The organism is Brachyspira sp. SAP_772, from assembly GCF_009755885.1.
Taxonomy (GTDB): domain Bacteria; phylum Spirochaetota; class Brachyspiria; order Brachyspirales; family Brachyspiraceae; genus Brachyspira.
In genome coordinates this window covers 422,152-440,906 of record NZ_VYIX01000003.1, presented here as the reverse complement: position 1 = coordinate 440,906, position 18,755 = coordinate 422,152, and the positions used below count along the sequence as shown (strand labels likewise).

Sequence of the window (18,755 nt, the reverse complement as noted above, 5' to 3'; positions counted from 1 at the left end):
TCGTTTACCGTGCGGTGTTTTTTATAAAATTATTATCAAACATTCCAATTATCTGGGTCTTTGTTCCACTCTAAAGCTTTCTTCAATTCCTCTTCGCTTATATACTTCTCGTCTTTTGCTATTTCCATTAACGATGAGAAATTAGAAAGAGAAGAGAATTTTATATTTGCCTCTTCAAAGTTTTTCTTAGCCTTTTCAAACTCATAAGAAAATATTGAAATAATTTCAAGCCCAATAGCTCCTTCTGCCTTAGCGGCCTCAAATGCTTTTATAGAACTACCGCCTGTTGAAATTAAATCTTCTATAAGTATTAATCTTTTGCCGTTACAATCAGCACCTTCAATCTGCCTTCCTCTGCCATGCTCTTTTTTCTCTGCTCTAATATAGCACATAGGCTTATCAAGTTCATACGCTATAAAAGCCGCCCAAGGTATGCCAGCTGTTGCAGTACCGGCTACTATATCAAAATCCTTTAATTTTAATATATCTACAAAAGATTCAACTATAACTTTTCTATATTCAGGGAAACCTATTACATATCTGTTGTCGCAATATATAGGGCTTTTTATTCCAGATACAAAAGTAAAAGGCTCTTTAACATTAAGTTTAACAGCTTGAGATGAAAGTAAAGCCATAGCTATTTTTTGTGCATTGCTTTTTTTATTGTTTTCCATGCCTTGAGCTATCTCTTCAACAACCATTCTGCAAGCTTTAACTCTGTCTTCGCTTCTTGTGATAGGACGCCCAACTACAAGATAATCGCAACCATTTTCTATAGCTTCTTTTGGTGTCATAATTCTCTCTTGGTCATCAACGCTAGCCCACTTAGGACGAACTCCCGGACACACTGTTCTAAAGTTCTCACCGCATTCTTTTTTGATAATAGCAGCCTCTCTAGGTGAGCATACAACCCCATCAAGACCAGACTCTTTTGCTAGTTTTGCCCAATTAACAGCCAAATCTTTTAATGCTACATTTGAACTAAACATATTTTTTACATCATTTTCTGAAAGGCTAGTTAAAACAGTTACACCTATTATTAAGTTTTCTTTGTTTAATTTTTTTATCTCTTCAACAGTCTTTTCCATCATCTTTTTTCCGCCGCTTGTATGCACATTAAACATAAATACATTTTGTTTAGCAGCAAAAAGTGAAGCCATAGCTGTTGTATTTGGTATGTCATGAAATTTCAAATCTAAAAATACTTTTTTATTTTTATTAGCCAAATATTCTATTATCTCGCCTTTAGTATATAAAAATAATTCAAGCCCCACTTTATAAAACACAGCCTCATCACCAAGTTCATCTATTAACGTCACCGCCTCAGACATAGAATTAAAATCTAATGCTATTATAAGTCTGTCTTTTGGATTGTTATCTGATATCATCATAAATGTGCTACTCCTATTAAATCTTTTATATTGTTTATATTATTCTCTTCAAGATAATTGTTCATTTGTTTTATTATTTCTACAGGAAGCAAAGGGTTAGAAAATATACCAGAGCCTATTGAAATAACCGAAGCACCAGCCATTATAAACTCTAAAGCATCTTCATATTTTTGAATGCCCCCCATTCCAACTATAGGTATATTAACAGCCTTGTAAACTTGATAAACCATTCTCAAAGCAATAGGCATTATAGCTGCCCCCGAAAGCCCTCCAAAAGTGTTGCCTAATAATGGCTTTTTTGTTTTTATATCTATCTTCATAGCTAAAAAAGTATTAACTAATGAAACACTATCCGCACCTGCATACTCTACAGATTTTGCAATGCTTGCAATATCCGTAACATTCGGAGATAATTTCACTATTAAAGGCTTTTTTGTTAATACTTTCTTTACTTCTTTTGTAGTATTCTCAGCACTTTCACAACTAGCCCCAAAAGCCATACCGCCATTTTTTACATTAGGACAAGATATATTAAGCTCTATAAAATCAACCCTCTCTATCTCATTAGCAATCTCTGCCACTTTAACATACTCTTCTAATGTGCTTCCATTAATATTTAAAATAATAGGCGTTGAGTATTTTATATTTTTTATAATATTGTCTCTAAAATATTCTATACCCGGATTTTCTAAGCCTATACAATTAATCATTCCGCTTGGTGTTTCTGCAATGCGAACTCCACTGTTTCCATCTTTTTTATTTAATGTTATGCCTTTTAAGTTTACAGCACCAAGTTCATTAACATCAAAATAATCATTATACTCTTCACCAAAGCCAAAACATCCAGATGAAGTTATCACTGGGTTCTTTAATTCTTTACCTAAAAAATTAATATTAAGTCTGTCATTATTCATCTTTAATCCATAAATGTTTAGCATCAAATACAGGGCCGTCAGAGCAAGCCTTTTTTAATACTACAGTTTTATTGTCATAACTAACTTCAACATTGCATCCCAAACAAGCATTAACTCCGCAAGCCATTCTCCTTTCTAAAGAAGCATAGCATAATATGTTGTTTTCTAATGCTATTTTTATTATTCCATTCATCATAATGGTAGGGCCGCAAGTGTATATTATATCAAACTTTTCTTTTTTTATTATTTCATTTGTCTTCTCTACAGTATTACATTTATCACCAACAGAGCCGTCATCTGTAACTATATGTAAGTTAATATTATCAGTATTAAATCTCTTCATTATGTTGAGGGCGTCTTTATTTGCTCCCCCCATTACAAGAGTGATATTGTTATTATTTATTAGTTTTTCTATTAAGAGTTTTATAGGGGCAATACCCATTCCGCCTGCCGCTATAAGCACTTTTTTATTATTAATATCAGTTTCAAAACCGTTACCTAAAGGGCCTTGTATATTAACTTTTTCTTTTAGATTAGATAAATATCTTGTACCTTCGCCTTTTACCTGATAATAAAACTCTACCATATCATTAGAAACATAATGAACACTTATAGGTCTTCTTAAATATGTGCTGCTTTTGAGCATAAAAAATTGACCAGCCTTAATATGCTTAAAAGCCTCTTTTGATTTTACTTTGAGAATATACTTATCCTCTGCTATTTTTTTGTTTTCTACAATCTCACAATCTTCTAAAAACATAATCTTATACAACCAATAACAAAATTAAATTATAGTAATTAAATTAGAATAATCATTTACATACCCCATCATATCAAGCATTGCAGATATCTCGCCTCTATGATGAGTATTATGATTTAATTCATGCATTATTATATGATAGATTGGCTTTTTTAATGTATCATCAGCGAAATCTATTTTTATTATTACGTTATAATCATCTATACTGTTTATTACATCTATTATAATGTCATCTAATTTTTTTCTAGTGTCGAACAATGTATCCAAATTAGCATCTATTGGTTTATTAAATAAAAAATTATCATTAAGGTATGTTAATATCTCTTCATTTGCTATTATTTTTTTGTTTGAATATTTTCTTAAAATAGAAAAGAAATAAATATCTGTTTTTATAATATGAGTAAAACTATTTATCAATGATTTAAAATAACTTCCTGTTTCTTTATATAAGTCTTTTTCATTAATTTTTTGTATATCTCTAAAAATGCTTATAAGCATTCTATTTGCTTTTCTGTTATATTCTGCCATAAGAGTAAGAACTCTTTGTGATGTTATTGTTTTTATAATATTTTCTGAGATTTCTGATTTTTCTTTATTATCTTTTTTCTGATTATTTCTCTTATTAGTTTTTTTGTACTCTTTTTTTATTTCTGAAAAGTCTTTTCTTAATTCTAATATATTATCATATATTAATTTTTTTTCTTCTCTTAGTTTCTTTAATTTTTTGCTTTTTAATTCTTTTAAATTTTTATTTAGATTGCTTATAATGCTTGATTTTAATATCTCTATCTCTTCTGACTTTTTATTTAACCTACCTAATTCTGAGTTTATTTTTTTTTCTAATAAATTAATTTTATGGTCTATCATAAACGATTCCTTTTTGCTATGGTAAAACAGCAACTAACTAATAGTAATAGAGAAATTTATTTTTGTCAAATAATTATTAATTATTTTTTATTATTCTTAAATAAGAATTTATAATCTCTTTTAATTATCACCTAATGTATAAACACTATTTAATAACTGTATGATAATTTACATTCTATAAGATTATCTATACCCTCTATGCCTTCAATAGGTATGTAGTATAATAGTTCAAAATCAAAATTATTATAGCTAATTAAAGCTTTAATTGTAAAGTCCATTAAATAATTTGGAGAATGTGAAAAATATGAAATAATACTAAAAATACTGTCAACAAATGAAGTATATAATCCTATAGAATAAAATGAATGACTTCGTTCATAAAAATATTCTATATATGGAATAAATACAAAATTTTGCGATATATAATTATAATTTATTCCAATTAGAGATTTTATGCCGTCAGTATTTTTATATATTTTATCATTATATAAAAGGTCATAATTTATATTTCCATAGAGTTTTAAATTAAAATCAAATATATATGAAGCTTCTAATCCAAGTGATACATTATTTTTTAAGCCTAAATCATATTTATATTTTACAATACCCATTAAACCTAACTCTGTTGTAGAATATTTTGCATAATACCAAGCAGTATAAAACTGAGGTTTTTCTAAAAGGTCTATAGATTTTGTATCGGTTATAAAACCTATAGAGTGCGTTATATTATCTTGATAAATATTAAGCTCTGTATTGTATAGAGAGTTATAATCATCATAAAACACGCTATCTTCAACAAATATATATTGTCTGTTAAAACCTTCCCCAAAATGGAATTTCCTTTTTCCAATATAAAATGCCATTACATCATTTAAATACGAGAATTCTATTTCATCAAATGTAAATGTTATAAATCCATCATTTTTTTCTTTTAAGCTAAAACTAGACATATCAAAAGCAATATCATATTTTGTATACACTCTAAATGCAGGCTTAAATATAAAATAAAAGTTAGGTTGTAATATTTCAAAACCTATATAAAAATAGCTGTCATTACTAAGTACATCGTTTTTTATAAACTCCGTAGGCTCTAAATCTATATAACTAAGTCTATTCTCAATACCAAATTTAGGAGTTATAATTGCAAATGATGTATTAAAGAATATACCTAGTAATAATAAAATTAATATAATAAATTTATTCATAATATTTATTAATTAAATAAACCAAATAATGCCTTCATATTCTCGCTTCTAAAATATGAACTAGTAACATCAGAAGATAACATTCTGTCCACATTACAAACAGTGCTTAAATTAGTGTTAATTACAAGATTATAAAATTCCATCTTACTAAAACCGCCGCTGCTGCTTATTTTATAAATACCCCTTTTTATAGCCTTTCCTGTATTATCAAAAAAATCTATTACATAGTCTTTACCTTCTTTTTTTAGAAGAGCCTTAGCGTATGGAACATTTTTGCTGTTTTTTATTAAACTAACACTATTATCAGCATTAACACTCTCTATTTTATAATCGTTAATAAAATTAACAGACATTATATCGCTCATATTGGCAGCACCTGTTATAACATAATTGCCTGATATTTTTAAAGCTGAAACTTGATTTCTTCCCATAACAAAAAAGCCTTGAGTGTTTGCAAGAAAAAGACTTTTACTATTTTTTAAATATACTAATTTATAATCTCTTCCTGTAATAAGCTCAAAATCACTAACAACACTTGTGTCTTTTTTGCTGTCTGTATCTACAAAATTGCCTATCAATCTGGCATTTTTTCCATCCATATGATATAAACTAACAAACTCATTAAAAACATCTTTTGAATATAAAGCATTAGCAAATATAAATATTATTATTAATAAAAACTTATACATATTTGATTACCTCTATTATAGGCATTCTTATTACTTTTATTATAGGATATATTCCAGAAAGTATAGAAACACCTAATACCCATATAAATATTAAAATCATGTCTTTTAATCTAAATAATAAATTTAAATCATATCCGTCAGTAGAGCCCGGAAACTGCAATCTTATATTAAAAATATCTATTATGCCTGATATTCCGTAAGAAACAAATATAGATATAATTGAGCTAATTACAGCTACTATTATAATTTCTAAAAATAAAAGAATAGTTACATTTTTTATATTTATTCCTAATGCTCTCATTGTACCAAACTCATTTAAACGCTCTAAAAAGTTTGTAGTTAATATTTGCATAACAGATACAAATACTAATACACTTAAAATACCTAAAGCCATAAGATAATTATCATTATACATCTTAATAACAGCAATGAAATATGAATTTAAATCTTTCCAATCTTTAGCTTCATAATTTAAATTATTAGAATTAAAATAATCGTTTAGAGAGTTTTTTACTTCAGTGGCCTTACTATAATCATTTAAATAAATAAGCAAATTATGAGCATTTCCTTCTTCTAATCCAAAAGTAGTATAAGCAGCACTTAAAGGACAATAAAGAATCATAGGGTCTAAATAGCTATTGTTTAATGTTATAGAACCAACCGCCATTAAAGAGCCTAATGTTATTCCGTCTCCAAAATCTGTCAAAAAATTCAAATATGGTGTGTCATCATAATTAAGATTAAAATACTCACCCAAGTCATATCCCAAAACGACAGTGTCTACATCATCATTAAATATAGGTGTTCCCTCTTTTAACATAACAGTAGACATCACTTTTGAAGAATCTTCATAAGCATAGCCTACAAATATTTTACTTTTATTTTCATTACCTACTATTCCGTTTAAATCTAATTTTTTCTGATAATCATCAATGCCTTCAATAGTTTCTAATTTTTTATAAAGTATGTCAAAATCAGAATTATTCAGCATATTAATTTTTTCGCTTGTAGTGTCCCAATAAGATTTATCAGCAATAACAACAGAACCTCCGCTTGTGTTTATTATAGATATAATTCCTTCTTCAGAGTAATTGTTGTATCCGCTTATAACCATTAGTGAAACAAAAGAAACTATTATAAGTATCATATTTAAAATAGTTCTTATTTTATTATACCATAAATTATCCCAAGCTAATTTTATAATATTCATAAACTTCTCTCCAATATACCATCTTTCATAGTGTAAATAGTATCAACATATTTTTTTATAGATTCATCATGCGAAATAAAAAATCCTATTCCGTTTCTGTTTTTTATTTCTTTTGTTATATACTCATAAATAAATTTACTAGTGTCTGTATCGAGATTTGCACTTATCTCATCACCGAATATATAAGGTGCATCAGTAACTAATGCTCTTGCTATTGCCACTCTTTGCTTTTGTCCGCCTGAAAGCTGTTCAGGTTTTTTGTTTTTTAAGTCATCAATTTTTAAGTTTTCTAATATTTTCATAACTTTATTTTTGATATTATCTGCATTTAAAAATCTTAATGGCAGTGCAACATTATCGAACACTGTTTGAGTTTTAAGTAATTCTAAAGATTGAAGTATTAAGCCAATATTAATAAGTCTGAACTTACTTCTTTTATAATCATTTAAATTAGAAATCTCTTCAGAGTCCCAATATACAGAACCGGTTGTTGGGGTATCTATGCTTGAGAGAATATGAAGCAATGTACTTTTTCCAGCACCGCTAACACCATTAATCCAAACTATCTCTCCTTTCTCAATTTCTAAGTTAATATCTTTGTTTGCCAATATATTATAATATTTTGTTTTATATAATTTTGATATATTGCGGCAACTAATTGCCTTCATTTTTTGCTCCTTATATATTTTTATATCTATTATTATTTAGTATAATAAAAGAATTCTCTGCCATTTCTATAACCGTTTTCAAGCAAGAATGTATATAAACCGTCCGGATAAATTTGCTTAGCAAGTTCAAGTTCTGCAAATGCATCTTTTACTTTGTTTGATTTGATATATGCCACTGATTTATAAATATGCATTCTATATACCATATATTCAGGAAGTGAATCATAATCTTCAAAAAAATCAATTACAGCAGAAAAATTATAATTATTATAATAACCCATTGTGTATATTTGCCATATAGCTATTAACTGTTTTGCTCTAGCATCATTTGGATTTTTAAGCAGGGCAAGGCGGGCATAATTATTCATATCTATTACTATAGTGTAGGGAAGTTGATCGTTTACTGAAGCTAAATTAATTAATGAGGCAGAAAAATCTGAAAAAGCAGAATAAATATCAGAATCAGCATTTTTAAATAATTTATCTTTTTTTGTGTTATTATGAACATCTAAAAGCATTTTATAACTTTCTCTTGCATTTCCAGATAAAACAGAAATACTAGCCCAAAGTGAATAGGCTTCTATAGATAAATATAATTTTTCTTCTGTTGTTAAATTACTATTTTTTATTTCATTAACTAATGCTTCAATTTCAGGATCTTTTAAAATTCTTGCAGCAGAATAAAATTCACTGTTTTTATTGTTTATATTATTTAATATAGATTCTGCTTGAGGAGATAGAGTTATTTTTGCTTCCAACAAACTAAATGAAAGTAATATTATAATAAAAATTTTATTTATACAATTAAACATTTATTTTCCTTAAATTAAATAATTTAATTAATTTTAATAATGTTCAAATAAACTAACACCTTTTGCATTTTCTTCTTTTACAAAATTAACGAAAGCAGCATCAGGAAATATATTATAAGCCATATCAAAATATTTTTTGTAATTAGCTTCATCTTTTTCTACAAAATATATTTGAGACATCCATAAATAAGTAGTATGCTTTTCCCAATTTTCTTTTGCATTTGCTTCTGCTTTTTTGAATATAGGCATTGATTTATCATATCCGCCTCCGTAGAATTTCGGCATAAATGATACATATATAGCCTTGCCTAATAATGAAGGGAAATGATTTGGATTTATTGCTAAAGCCTTGTCGTATAAATCAATAATTTTATTTGAATACTCCATAAGCTCATTTAATGTAGCATAGTTTACAAATGCTGTCATTAAATCTGCTAATGATGCTAAATAATCAGGGTCTTTTTCTGAAAGTAGCGGGTCGTTGTTTGCAACATTGTCTTTTAAATATTTATATATTTTTCTTTTAGATTCTGTACTAGCACGTACTTCCATTACAACTGTTACATTGGTTATGATTTGTTTTTGAAGTTTGTCTAATTGCTTATCTCTTAATCCTTGAACTTGTGCTTCTACAGATTCATTTCCACTGTTCATATAAAATGAATTATATAGCTCATCTATTTCTTTAATGTATGCAAATGATTTTACACTGCATATTAACAAAAATAATAAAATTAAGTTTTTTTTCATAATATAATCCTTTGTTTATAATTAAAAGCCAATAGCACTAATTACTACATTTATCATCAAGCTTTTATTATTATCAGTAGCTAAAGTTACTTGTAATGGTGCAGTAGAGAACAAGTTAAATCCTATACCGCCACCTACCATATATAACATCTCACCATCATTAATACTTTGATATTCATATTTTCCATATCCAACATTTCCAAAACCTACTAAATATAAATCATTCCAGCCAGATGGTAAAAATCTCATATATAATTTATATTCCAAATGTACAAATGTTAAAAAGCTATAAGGCTCTACATATTTTTCAGCATTGTTTAATGGAAGCATTTGTAATATGCATAAATATTTCTCTCCAATAGAATAATTCTTTTTAGAGTCATTAAAATAGGCACTATAACTAATATACGGCATAATGCCCAATTCTCCCCAATAATGGAAAAATGAATAAGGCATAGATGCATATACTCCATAAGAATATTCTCTTCCATTTGGTATAATATTAAAATCTATTCCTGTATTTAATTTCAATTTATTGATAGAATTGTCATAAATTAAAGCAGATATATCTATACCTTGCTGAATCTTAAAAATATTATTTACTTCTTTAGTGGTACTATTTAAATCAAGTATTTTACCAACATTAAGATTATATGTGAGGGAAACATTTTCAAACATGTATCCTGTTGAAAAATTACCATAAGATTCTAAAGAGTCAAAAGTATATTTATCAGTGTATGGAATTAATCCTTGTTTATATTTTAGGTTTATAAAGAACCTATCGTATCTATATTCCATACCAGCATAAGCAAAAAGTCCAAAAGAGTATGAACCATATTCATAACTTACACCTATACGAGGAATATAGAGATATGAAGCATTTTTTCTATATAGATATCCAATATCAATAAAGAACGGAAAACCTGTAACATGGTAGGTCATATAAAAACTTGATCTTTTGAATGTGTCTTGTGCTTTTAAATTTAAAGAACTAATAGATATAAATAAACAGAAAATTATTAGGAATAATTTAAAAGTTTTCATATTGAGCCTTAAGCTGAATTTGAGTCAAATAAAAAAGTTAATAATTTAAGTCGAAAAGACTATACCATATATTAATATTATTGTCAATATTATACATATAATACTGTTGTTTAATAACATTATAGTGTTTTTGGTATTAAAAATATGCGTTTATTAAAAATTATAGTTTCTATAGCAAAATACTATTACTTCTATATCTGTAATATTATTTTCTTTTAATAATTTTATAAGCTCTTTTAATGTGGCACCTGATGCATAAACATCATCTATAATAAGAAGTTTTTTATTTTTAAGATTTTCTATATTTTTGATAGTGAATGCATTTTTTATGTTGTCTTCTCTTTCTTTTAATGTTTCTAAAACTTTTTGCTCTTTTATATTTTTATTTAATATAATATTATCAGATTTTTTTATGCTTAATGTTTTTGATATTGTATTAGCAAAAAAACTCATAACATTATTATTTTTATTTGATGGCACATATAAAAGCAAATCACAATTTATATTTAAATATTTATAACAATTAAAAAAACTTTCAAATATTAGAGGGGTATTATTTATATTTCCTTTTTTAAAAGCTCTAAGTTCATCTCCAAGCTCAAAATCTAAATCGCCAATAGCAGATACTCTTATATTGTTATATAAATAAAAAGTTTTGTATGGTTTAAAAATGTTTATTGCCTTTTTTTGTTTATTATGATGTATGTTATAGCTATATAGATAGAGTTTAAAATTATTCCTTTATAGCTTGTTATTAAAGAATTAAACCACATATCATAATTAAAAATATTTAACAGCAAAATAGATGAAAATCTTGCAGCCACAAAAGAGAGAATAGATAAAACAATAATATAATTAGTGTTTTTTAAAAAATGCTTAATAGCTGATATTAACAAAGAATAAACTATTCCTTCAAACATTAAAAAATATAAAACAGGAGTATTTGGCATTTGAAATATTAAATAGTTTAGAAGAGGTGATAATATTGAAAGGGCTATTAAATAAATTGGGTTTAAAATAAAAGTTCCTATAGACAAAGCAAAAAATATAGGAAGAAACTCTGTGCCTTTAAGTCCTACAAAGTGTACAGCAATGGGAGATAATATACTTACTGCTATTAAAGATATAAGAATTAAACTTTCTGATTTTATTTTTTTTATAGACAAACTACTAATCATAGCATTATTCCTTAGGTTATTTTTTGTTTTAAGTTATAAATAATATATCATAATATAGAGTTTTTTTAAATATAGAGAAAAGATTGAATTTTTTTAGGTTATGTGCTTTATTATAGATACTATTAAGTTTTTGAATATAAAAAATGAAATAAAAGAAAAGACTTAAATATGTTTTTTAGATATATTTATGATTGTAGAAAGTGCTGAAATATATGCACTTTTCGCGAAGCGTACCCGAAGGGTAAAAACTTTGCGGCGGGAAAAAGTTGAATAAAAAACTTATATAACAAAATTTTATCTATATACTATTATCAATTGAATTTTTTTGTTTATAATATAATATAGTTCTCTATGGAAACAATGTATAACAAATTTTTAAATATAATAAATACTGATATCACCCTAAATAAAAACTTAAAAATATTACTTAGCATATTTGCAATACTATTTTCAAATGTGCCGTTATACATATATTTTTTTAGTATTGATATAATAGAATCAGAAACCTTACTTTTATTTATTGTAAAAAGTTATCCGTTTTCATTTTTTTATTTATTTTGTTTTACTATATTGTTTCATACTGATGTATTAAAGATTAAAATAATAGTGATGACTTTTTTATCTTTTTTGCTTATAAGTCTGCTTTTATTATCTTTTCATTTTATATTTAATTATGTTACAATGCCTCCGTATGATTCTGAAGATTTTTATGTAATTATAAATAATTTAGTGTTCATTCCTTTTATATTTTTTATTATAATGATGATTTCTTATATTAATTTTAATTTAAAAGACACAGAAAATATTTCTGAGTTTTTTACTATGGTTGGAGAGACTCTCTCTTGGCTTTTTATTATTAATACTGCAAGCGGTGTTTTAATTTCAATAGCATATTTTTTAATTTTTATAGTTGGAGCATCTTTAGTTTCATTGCTTTATTCTTATGATGAGGCTGGATTTATATTTGCAAAAGTTGCTATTTCTTTAATAATATTTTTGTATAGTTTGGCTTTATTTATATCTTATTTCTTATATAAAAAAACTAAGTCTATTATATCAATATATTTATCAAGAATGATTATGATATTTAGCTTGATAATTATATTTATACTTTTTATTTTATTATTATCTGCAGAGTTTAGACCTTATGCAAATACTACTAGTTTTATTACTTATAATATAATGCTTTCTCTCATGATTATAAATCTTTTGTTTACAAGGTTAGATAAAAAAGCTACTATATTAACAAAGATAATATATTGTTTGGCTATAATTGCTATAGCATTATTAGATTTGATTATATTTAGCAGTATTTTGTATAGAATTATAAATTATGGTTTTTCTATGAGTAAGCTTATACTTTTAGTAAATTGTATATTATTTTTAGCACATCTTGTTTATATTGCAATTAACGTTGTAAAGACATTTAATAGATCATTTGAAGAGTGCATTGTAATGAAGGATATATGTATAGACAATACTAAGCATATGATATTTATTTATGTTTATTTAGTATGGTTTATGATTATATGTTTTATTTTACCATTTTTCTTTGCTAGCATGTAAGATTATAGATTGAATAAGATTTTAAGGGGAAATAAGTGGGCCAGCAGGGACTTGAACCCCGGACCCGATGATTATGAGTCATCTGCTCTAACCGACTGAGCTACTGGCCCCTATTATTTTTGTTTGTTTTGATTATTCTATTTTATAGTAGTATATTAAAAAAGTCAAGAGTAAAAACAATATTTTTTTGTTATAAAAAGATTTGCAATTTATTAGAATTTTTAGGAAATCTATTTATTATAATTTTTAAAATTTTATTCTCACTCCCCGCCCTAAAAGGCTTTTTATACTCTTTGTTATTTTTGCATTACTTTTCTTTTTTGTTCTACACTACTCTTATTTTTTGCCCCCACCCAAGCGGTTTCTAAATTTGATGACTGTTTAACCGCACGGTAAAATTATTTTATTTAATATGTTTGATAATAATATCATTTAAATAACATATATAATATCGTTTATCGTGCGGTGAGTTATTATAAATATTTTTAAAATTACATAAGTTTACAAAAATAGCCCTTAAAAACCTTGACAAATAAAGCCTTTTAAGTAAAATGGTAGAAATATTTTTATTGAATAGAGTTATTATTAAGGAAATAGTTTTATGATTAAGTTTTACAATTCATTAACTAGACAAAAAGAAGAGTTTAAACCTATGAATGATAAAGAAGTAGGAATGTATTCTTGCGGACCTACTGTTTATAATTATGCACATATTGGTAATTTTAGAGCTTATATATTTAGTGATTTGGTGAGAAGAGTTTTAGAAGATTATGGATATAATGTAAAATTAGTAATGAACTTAACAGATGTTGATGATAAAACTATAAGAAACTCTAAAGAAAATAAAATATCTTTAAATGAATATACAAAAAAATATAAAGAGGCATTTTTTGAAGATATAAAAACTTTAAGAATAAAACCAGCAACAGTAAATCCTTCTGCTACAGACCATATAAAAGAGATGATAGATATAATACAACTTTTAGAAAAAAACGGACACACTTATGAAGCAGATGGTTCTATATATTTTAAGATAAGCACATTTCCAGAGTATGGTGAATTAGCTAACCTTGATAAGCAAGAATTAAAAGAGGGAGCTTCTGGAAGAGTTTCAAGTGATGAATATGATAAAGAAAATGCAAGCGACTTTGTACTTTGGAAAGCATATACAGAAGAAGACGGAGATGTTTATTGGGATTCACCTTTTGGAAAGGGCAGACCCGGTTGGCATATAGAATGTTCTGCTATGAGCTGCAAATATTTGGGCAAGCATTTTGATATACATACAGGTGGTGTTGATAATAAATTTCCTCATCATGAAAATGAAATAGCACAAAATGAGGCTGCTTTTAATGAGAAGTTTGTTAATTATTGGCTTCACTGTGAGCATTTAATTGTTGATGGTGAGAAGATGTCTAAGTCTAAAGGCAATTTCTATACTCTTAGAGATTTGCTTGATAAAGGTTTATCTCCAGAGGCTATAAGATATTCGCTTATGAACTCTCATTACAGAAAACAATTAAACTTTACTATAGAAGGAATCAATCAATCTCAAAGTGCAATAGAGAGAGTTAATGACCTTATATTTAGACTTAAAGATATTACTAAAACTGATGCCGATGACAGTGCTGTAATGAAGGAACTTGAAGAGGCTAATAAAAACTTCTTTGAATCTATTTATGATGATTTAAACGTTTCTGAGGCTTTGGGAATATTATTTAGTTTTATAAAGAGCATAAATATTTCTTTTGATTCTATTAATATTAGTTCAAGAGACGCTATAATAAAGTTTATAGAGAGAGTAAATAATATAATAAACTGTTTTAATATGAATGGTGAAAAAGAAATAGAAAGCGAAGATGAAGAGAAAATAAATAAACTCATAGAAGAACGTACTTTAGCAAAAAAAGAGAAGAATTATAAAAGAGCAGATGATATAAGAGATGAGCTTAATAGTATGGGAATAGAGATAATGGATACACCAAATGGCGTTAAATGGAAAAGAAAATAATATAGATTTAATTACTAATACTTATCAGCATATAAGCGGCATTGGGCCAAAAAAAGAGGCTTTACTCTGGGAAGAGGGTTTGAGAGATTGGCAAAGTGCGTTAAAAAATATTAATTATTATGCAATGCCAAACTCTATAAGAGAAGCTTTAAAAGATGAACTTCCAAGGTCTATATATAATTTAAACTCAAAAAACTATGATTATTTTTTAAAGAAGTTTCCGAACCCAATATTATATAGACTTTATCCTATGTTTATGGATAAGGTTGTTTTTTTGGATATAGAAACTACTGGTATGAAGCCTGCAAAGTCTTACGTTACAGTGATAGGGTGCTATGATGGAAAGGATATGCAGGTTTTTGTTCATGGTAAAAATGAAAGAGATTTTTTGGATTATATAAAAAATTATTCTATAGTTGTTACTTTTAATGGTTCTTGTTTTGATATACCATTTTTGGAGAGATACTTTAATACAAAAATAAAATGTGCTCAGATAGATTTACGTTTTGTATTAAAGGATTTAGGTTATACCGGCGGATTAAAAAAAATAGAGCAAGATGTTGGTATTGATAGGGGAGATGATATGCTTGGTGTGAATGGCTATACCGCCGTTTTGCTTTGGAATTATTATTTAGACACTAAAGATGAAACAGCAATAGATTCTCTCATACATTATAATTTGCTTGATACTATTGATTTGGAATATTTATTATGTCTTGCATACAATAAATATGCTGAAAAATATAATGCTACTCTTCTAGATTATAAAACTATTCCTTCTGTAAATAAGTATAAACCTAATAAAAAGTTAATAGACTATCTTCACAAACACCCGCATAAATATTCACCAAAGAGTGATGATTAAAGTTTTTATTATTTTATTTTTAATAAGCTTGATCTAATATTGTAGTGATAGCATCATGAGTCATAGCTTTAGGAAGTTTATCCATACCGCTATAAGTGAGAGCTATATCAGCAACATTATTGAATTTACTTCTGTCTATATTTATTTCATTAAGTCTTCTAGGCAAGTTTAGGTCATGAAGAAGCTTTTTAATATATTCACCGCTTTGGCTTGCTATTTCAAAAGGAGTCATTTCAGGGTCAACACCGTTAATGAAATCTGCAAGTATTGTATATTTATCAGGTACAACAGGTATATAATACTCCATAATATGCGGAAGAAGCATTGAAGCAATAATTGATTTATTAACATCATACATATTATTAATAGCAATAGATAAAGCCCTAGAAGCTCCAAGAGTTGCATTAGAGCTAGCCATAGCACACATCATATTAGCCATAGCTATATTTGATATATTATCCACATTTGTATTATCTAATATAAGTTTACCTAACCCCTTTATACTCATACTCATAGCATTTTTAATGATAGGAGCATTAATATCGTTTAAAGTAGTGCTCATATACAAATCAAATGCCATGGCAAATACACTTAAAGCACTGCTTATAGAATATTTTACAGGTACTGTTGTATATAGAGAAGGGTCTATGATACAATCACTTACATATATATTTTTATCTGTAGATTCTTTGCATATTCCATCATATTTATCTACCAAATACATTCCAGTAGTAATTTCAGATAAAGAACCAAGTATAGTAGGCACAGATATTAATGGGAATGGCTTATGATATACAGTTTGACCAGATACATAATCTGAAGCTTCTCCGCTGTTAGTAACTACAACCGAAGCTCCTTTAGCTATATTTTGTACTTTAAATCCTCCTATAGCAACTATGCATTCTGCTTTACTGTATCTTACTAAATTGGCTATAATATCTGAAGCATCACTGTTAGAGTTTGAATTAACTTTAGAATAAACCATAACATTCATTAGATTATCTTCTAATTTGCTTACTATTCTATCTATTACACCTATCTGATTAAAAGAATTGCCGTCTGTTACAATAACAACCCTTCCACCGTATTGTTTAATTGTGTCAGATAAGCACTCTATAGAATCAATGCCGAATTTTATTTTTGTTGGTAATTTAAACTCTATTATAGCCATATTTACTCATCATAATAAAAAATTGATTTATACTGTATCAATTGTCGGAAAAAGTATGTTTATTGTTTAAATTAAATATTATTTTTTGTGTATAGTTAATATTTAGTAGTTTGTGAAAATATTTTTGAGTTTTTTGTTTGCAGGGCTTTGCCCCGCACCCCAGTTCTTTTGCGACCGAAGGAAGTGCCCTTGCGGCGTGCCAAAAGAACCAAAAAGACTGCATTTTTATTATAAATTTTATTGTACATAAAAATGCACTCCCCCGCACGACTAAGAAGTTATAATTAAAGCATAGAATTACCGTGCGGTAAGCCCCCGACCGTAGGGAGTGCACAGCTAGGCGAGTAGTGCGGCAAGGTGGTACAGCTCGTACGCGGTAAAAAGTTGAATAAAATAAAAACTTAGAACATAGTTTTATATATAAACTAAATTATTTTATAATATTCCTACTGTCATAATATTCCTGCCACCTGCGGCCGAATTTTTGCGCCTTTATTTTTACGGCATTATTAAAATAGTGTTTGAGTTTTGATATATCATCTTTATTTTCTTTTGCAACGCTTCCAATAAGGTTTTCAACTACTGTAGACATATTGATATTTCCATCAGCATAATAGTATGAATGAAGTGCAGATTGATAATATACCGATACTGCCTCAGCTGTGCTCATTATAGAATTAAGCTCCTGAAGTTTTGCATTGTCTTCACTTTTTCCATTTCTAAGTTCATTAAAAGTAGTGGCAAGTACATTAACTACATCATAATCTATATTCATATCAATATTGGCAAGCTCAAATAAACTTTCGCATTGATTAGTTATTATTTCAGATTCTAATTTTATATCTTTTATAGGATCAACAGTTTCAAAATTAAATCTTCTCTTTAAAGCACTGCTCATCTCATTAATACCTTTGTCTCTTGTGTTTGCTGTAGCTATTACATTAAAACCAGCATTTGCAAATAATACTCTGTTTTGTTCTGGTATATTCATTATCTTATCGCTTAATATACTTATTAAAGAGTCTTGTATTTCAATAGGGCATCTTGTAATTTCTTCAAATCTTGTAATAAAACCATTACTCATTCCTGTATAAATAGGTGAAGGTATAAGTGCTTCATCAACAGGCCCCTTAGCAAATAGCAAAGCATAGTTCCAAGAATATTTTATATTATCTTCATTAGTTCCAGCAGTTCCTTGTATTGTGATTGTGCTGTTTCCGCTAATGGCTGCAGATAATAGTTCGCTAAGCATTGTTTTGGCAGTTCCGGGTTCTCCTACAAGCATTAAACCTCTATTGCCTGCCAATGTAATTATTGCCCTTTCAACTAAAGCATCGTCTCCATAAAACTTTTTTTTAATAACAGTGCCGTCTTCAAACTCTTTACCAAGTATAAAATCTCTCACTGCTTGAGGGGACAATTGCCAATTTTTTGGCTTTAAATTTTTATCTTTGCTTTTTAATATTTCTAATTCTTCTTTATAAAGTTCTTCCATTAATGGTTTTTGATGTTGATTGTTATTATTTTGCATTTTGTTCTCTTTTATATAAATTATTGTTTTAGTATATACTATAAATAATTTGTTTTCAAACTTTTTAGTGCTTTTAATATGAAATTATATAAAACATGAACTATATATTGTTCACATAATTTT

General features: G+C 27.2%; 19 protein-coding genes and 1 tRNA gene. 3 read left to right on the top strand and 17 right to left on the bottom strand.

Annotated features, from left to right (window positions below):
• Positions 1 to 35: 35 nt before the first annotated feature.
• The 13 genes from pyrF to GQX97_RS11700 form a co-directional block, all read right to left on the bottom strand.
• Positions 36 to 1,391 carry an orotidine-5'-phosphate decarboxylase gene (pyrF, locus tag GQX97_RS11760; protein ID WP_157152123.1) on the bottom strand — a complete coding sequence of 452 codons (1,356 nt, stop codon included), beginning with the start codon at positions 1,389 to 1,391 and terminating at the stop codon, positions 36 to 38.
• A complete protein-coding gene (locus tag GQX97_RS11755) occupies positions 1,388 to 2,305 on the bottom strand; it encodes a dihydroorotate dehydrogenase (protein ID WP_198391217.1) in 918 nt (305 codons plus the stop codon). The genes pyrF and GQX97_RS11755 overlap by 4 nt, the downstream gene beginning before the upstream one ends.
• Positions 2,298 to 3,065 carry a dihydroorotate dehydrogenase electron transfer subunit gene (locus GQX97_RS11750; RefSeq protein WP_157152121.1) on the bottom strand — a complete coding sequence of 256 codons (768 nt, stop codon included), beginning with the start codon at positions 3,063 to 3,065 and terminating at the stop codon, positions 2,298 to 2,300. The genes GQX97_RS11755 and GQX97_RS11750 overlap by 8 nt, the downstream gene beginning before the upstream one ends.
• Positions 3,066 to 3,089: 24 nt before the next feature.
• A complete protein-coding gene (locus GQX97_RS11745) occupies positions 3,090 to 3,932 on the bottom strand; it encodes a DinB family protein (protein WP_157152120.1) in 843 nt (280 codons plus the stop codon).
• 149 nt (positions 3,933 to 4,081) lie between these two features.
• Positions 4,082 to 5,137, bottom strand: coding sequence for a hypothetical protein (locus GQX97_RS11740; protein WP_157152119.1), 1,056 nt, complete (start codon positions 5,135 to 5,137; stop codon positions 4,082 to 4,084).
• A gap of 8 nt (positions 5,138 to 5,145) precedes the next feature.
• Positions 5,146 to 5,826, bottom strand: coding sequence for a hypothetical protein (locus GQX97_RS11735; protein ID WP_157152118.1), 681 nt, complete (start codon positions 5,824 to 5,826; stop codon positions 5,146 to 5,148).
• Positions 5,819 to 7,036, bottom strand: coding sequence for an ABC transporter permease (locus GQX97_RS11730; protein WP_157152117.1), 1,218 nt, complete (start codon positions 7,034 to 7,036; stop codon positions 5,819 to 5,821). Before GQX97_RS11730 ends, GQX97_RS11735 begins: the two co-directional genes overlap by 8 nt.
• A complete protein-coding gene (locus GQX97_RS11725; RefSeq protein WP_157152116.1) occupies positions 7,033 to 7,704 on the bottom strand; it encodes an ABC transporter ATP-binding protein in 672 nt (223 codons plus the stop codon). Before GQX97_RS11725 ends, GQX97_RS11730 begins: the two co-directional genes overlap by 4 nt.
• A 32-nt stretch (positions 7,705 to 7,736) precedes the next feature.
• The gene (locus GQX97_RS11720; RefSeq protein WP_157152115.1) at positions 7,737 to 8,516 is read right to left on the bottom strand and encodes a hypothetical protein; all 780 of its coding nucleotides are present in this window, start codon (positions 8,514 to 8,516) and stop codon (positions 7,737 to 7,739) included.
• A 33-nt stretch (positions 8,517 to 8,549) separates the two neighbouring features.
• A complete protein-coding gene (locus tag GQX97_RS11715) occupies positions 8,550 to 9,266 on the bottom strand; it encodes a hypothetical protein (RefSeq protein ID WP_157152114.1) in 717 nt (238 codons plus the stop codon).
• A gap of 21 nt (positions 9,267 to 9,287) precedes the next feature.
• Entirely contained in the window at positions 9,288 to 10,208 is a 921-nt protein-coding gene (locus GQX97_RS11710) for a hypothetical protein (protein WP_232473340.1), read from the bottom strand.
• A gap of 255 nt (positions 10,209 to 10,463) precedes the next feature.
• Positions 10,464 to 10,928, bottom strand: coding sequence for a phosphoribosyltransferase family protein (locus tag GQX97_RS11705; protein ID WP_157152188.1), 465 nt, complete (start codon positions 10,926 to 10,928; stop codon positions 10,464 to 10,466).
• A 56-nt stretch (positions 10,929 to 10,984) separates the two neighbouring features.
• Positions 10,985 to 11,488 carry a hypothetical protein gene (locus tag GQX97_RS11700; RefSeq protein ID WP_157152112.1) on the bottom strand — a complete coding sequence of 168 codons (504 nt, stop codon included), beginning with the start codon at positions 11,486 to 11,488 and terminating at the stop codon, positions 10,985 to 10,987.
• Between the two features lie 360 nt (positions 11,489 to 11,848).
• Here GQX97_RS11700 and GQX97_RS11695 point away from each other — a divergent pair, with 360 nt between their 5' ends.
• Positions 11,849 to 13,054, top strand: a complete 1,206-nt coding sequence (locus tag GQX97_RS11695; RefSeq protein WP_232473336.1) for a hypothetical protein — start codon at positions 11,849 to 11,851, stop codon at positions 13,052 to 13,054.
• A 36-nt stretch (positions 13,055 to 13,090) separates the two neighbouring features.
• On the opposite strand, the gene GQX97_RS11690 is transcribed toward GQX97_RS11695, so the two are convergent.
• Positions 13,091 to 13,164, bottom strand: a tRNA-Ile gene (locus GQX97_RS11690).
• 491 nt (positions 13,165 to 13,655) lie between these two features.
• Between GQX97_RS11690 and cysS the strand changes: the two genes are divergently transcribed.
• Positions 13,656 to 15,065: a cysteine--tRNA ligase gene (gene cysS, locus GQX97_RS11685; RefSeq protein ID WP_157152110.1), complete on the top strand. Its 1,410-nt coding sequence runs from the start codon at positions 13,656 to 13,658 to the stop codon at positions 15,063 to 15,065.
• Entirely contained in the window at positions 15,040 to 15,930 is an 891-nt protein-coding gene (locus GQX97_RS11680; RefSeq protein WP_157152109.1) for a ribonuclease H-like domain-containing protein, read from the top strand. Before cysS ends, GQX97_RS11680 begins: the two co-directional genes overlap by 26 nt.
• A 19-nt stretch (positions 15,931 to 15,949) precedes the next feature.
• Here the strand turns inward: GQX97_RS11680 and GQX97_RS11675 are convergent, their stop codons facing one another.
• From GQX97_RS11675 to GQX97_RS11665, 3 genes are all read right to left on the bottom strand, one after another.
• A complete protein-coding gene (locus GQX97_RS11675; protein WP_157152108.1) occupies positions 15,950 to 17,101 on the bottom strand; it encodes an iron-containing alcohol dehydrogenase in 1,152 nt (383 codons plus the stop codon).
• 95 nt (positions 17,102 to 17,196) lie between these two features.
• Complete coding sequence (locus tag GQX97_RS11670; RefSeq protein WP_157152107.1) at positions 17,197 to 17,349, bottom strand: hypothetical protein; 153 nt, start codon at positions 17,347 to 17,349, stop codon at positions 17,197 to 17,199.
• A gap of 182 nt (positions 17,350 to 17,531) precedes the next feature.
• Positions 17,532 to 18,632, bottom strand: coding sequence for an AAA family ATPase (locus GQX97_RS11665; protein WP_157152106.1), 1,101 nt, complete (start codon positions 18,630 to 18,632; stop codon positions 17,532 to 17,534).
• Positions 18,633 to 18,755 lie beyond the last annotated feature (123 nt).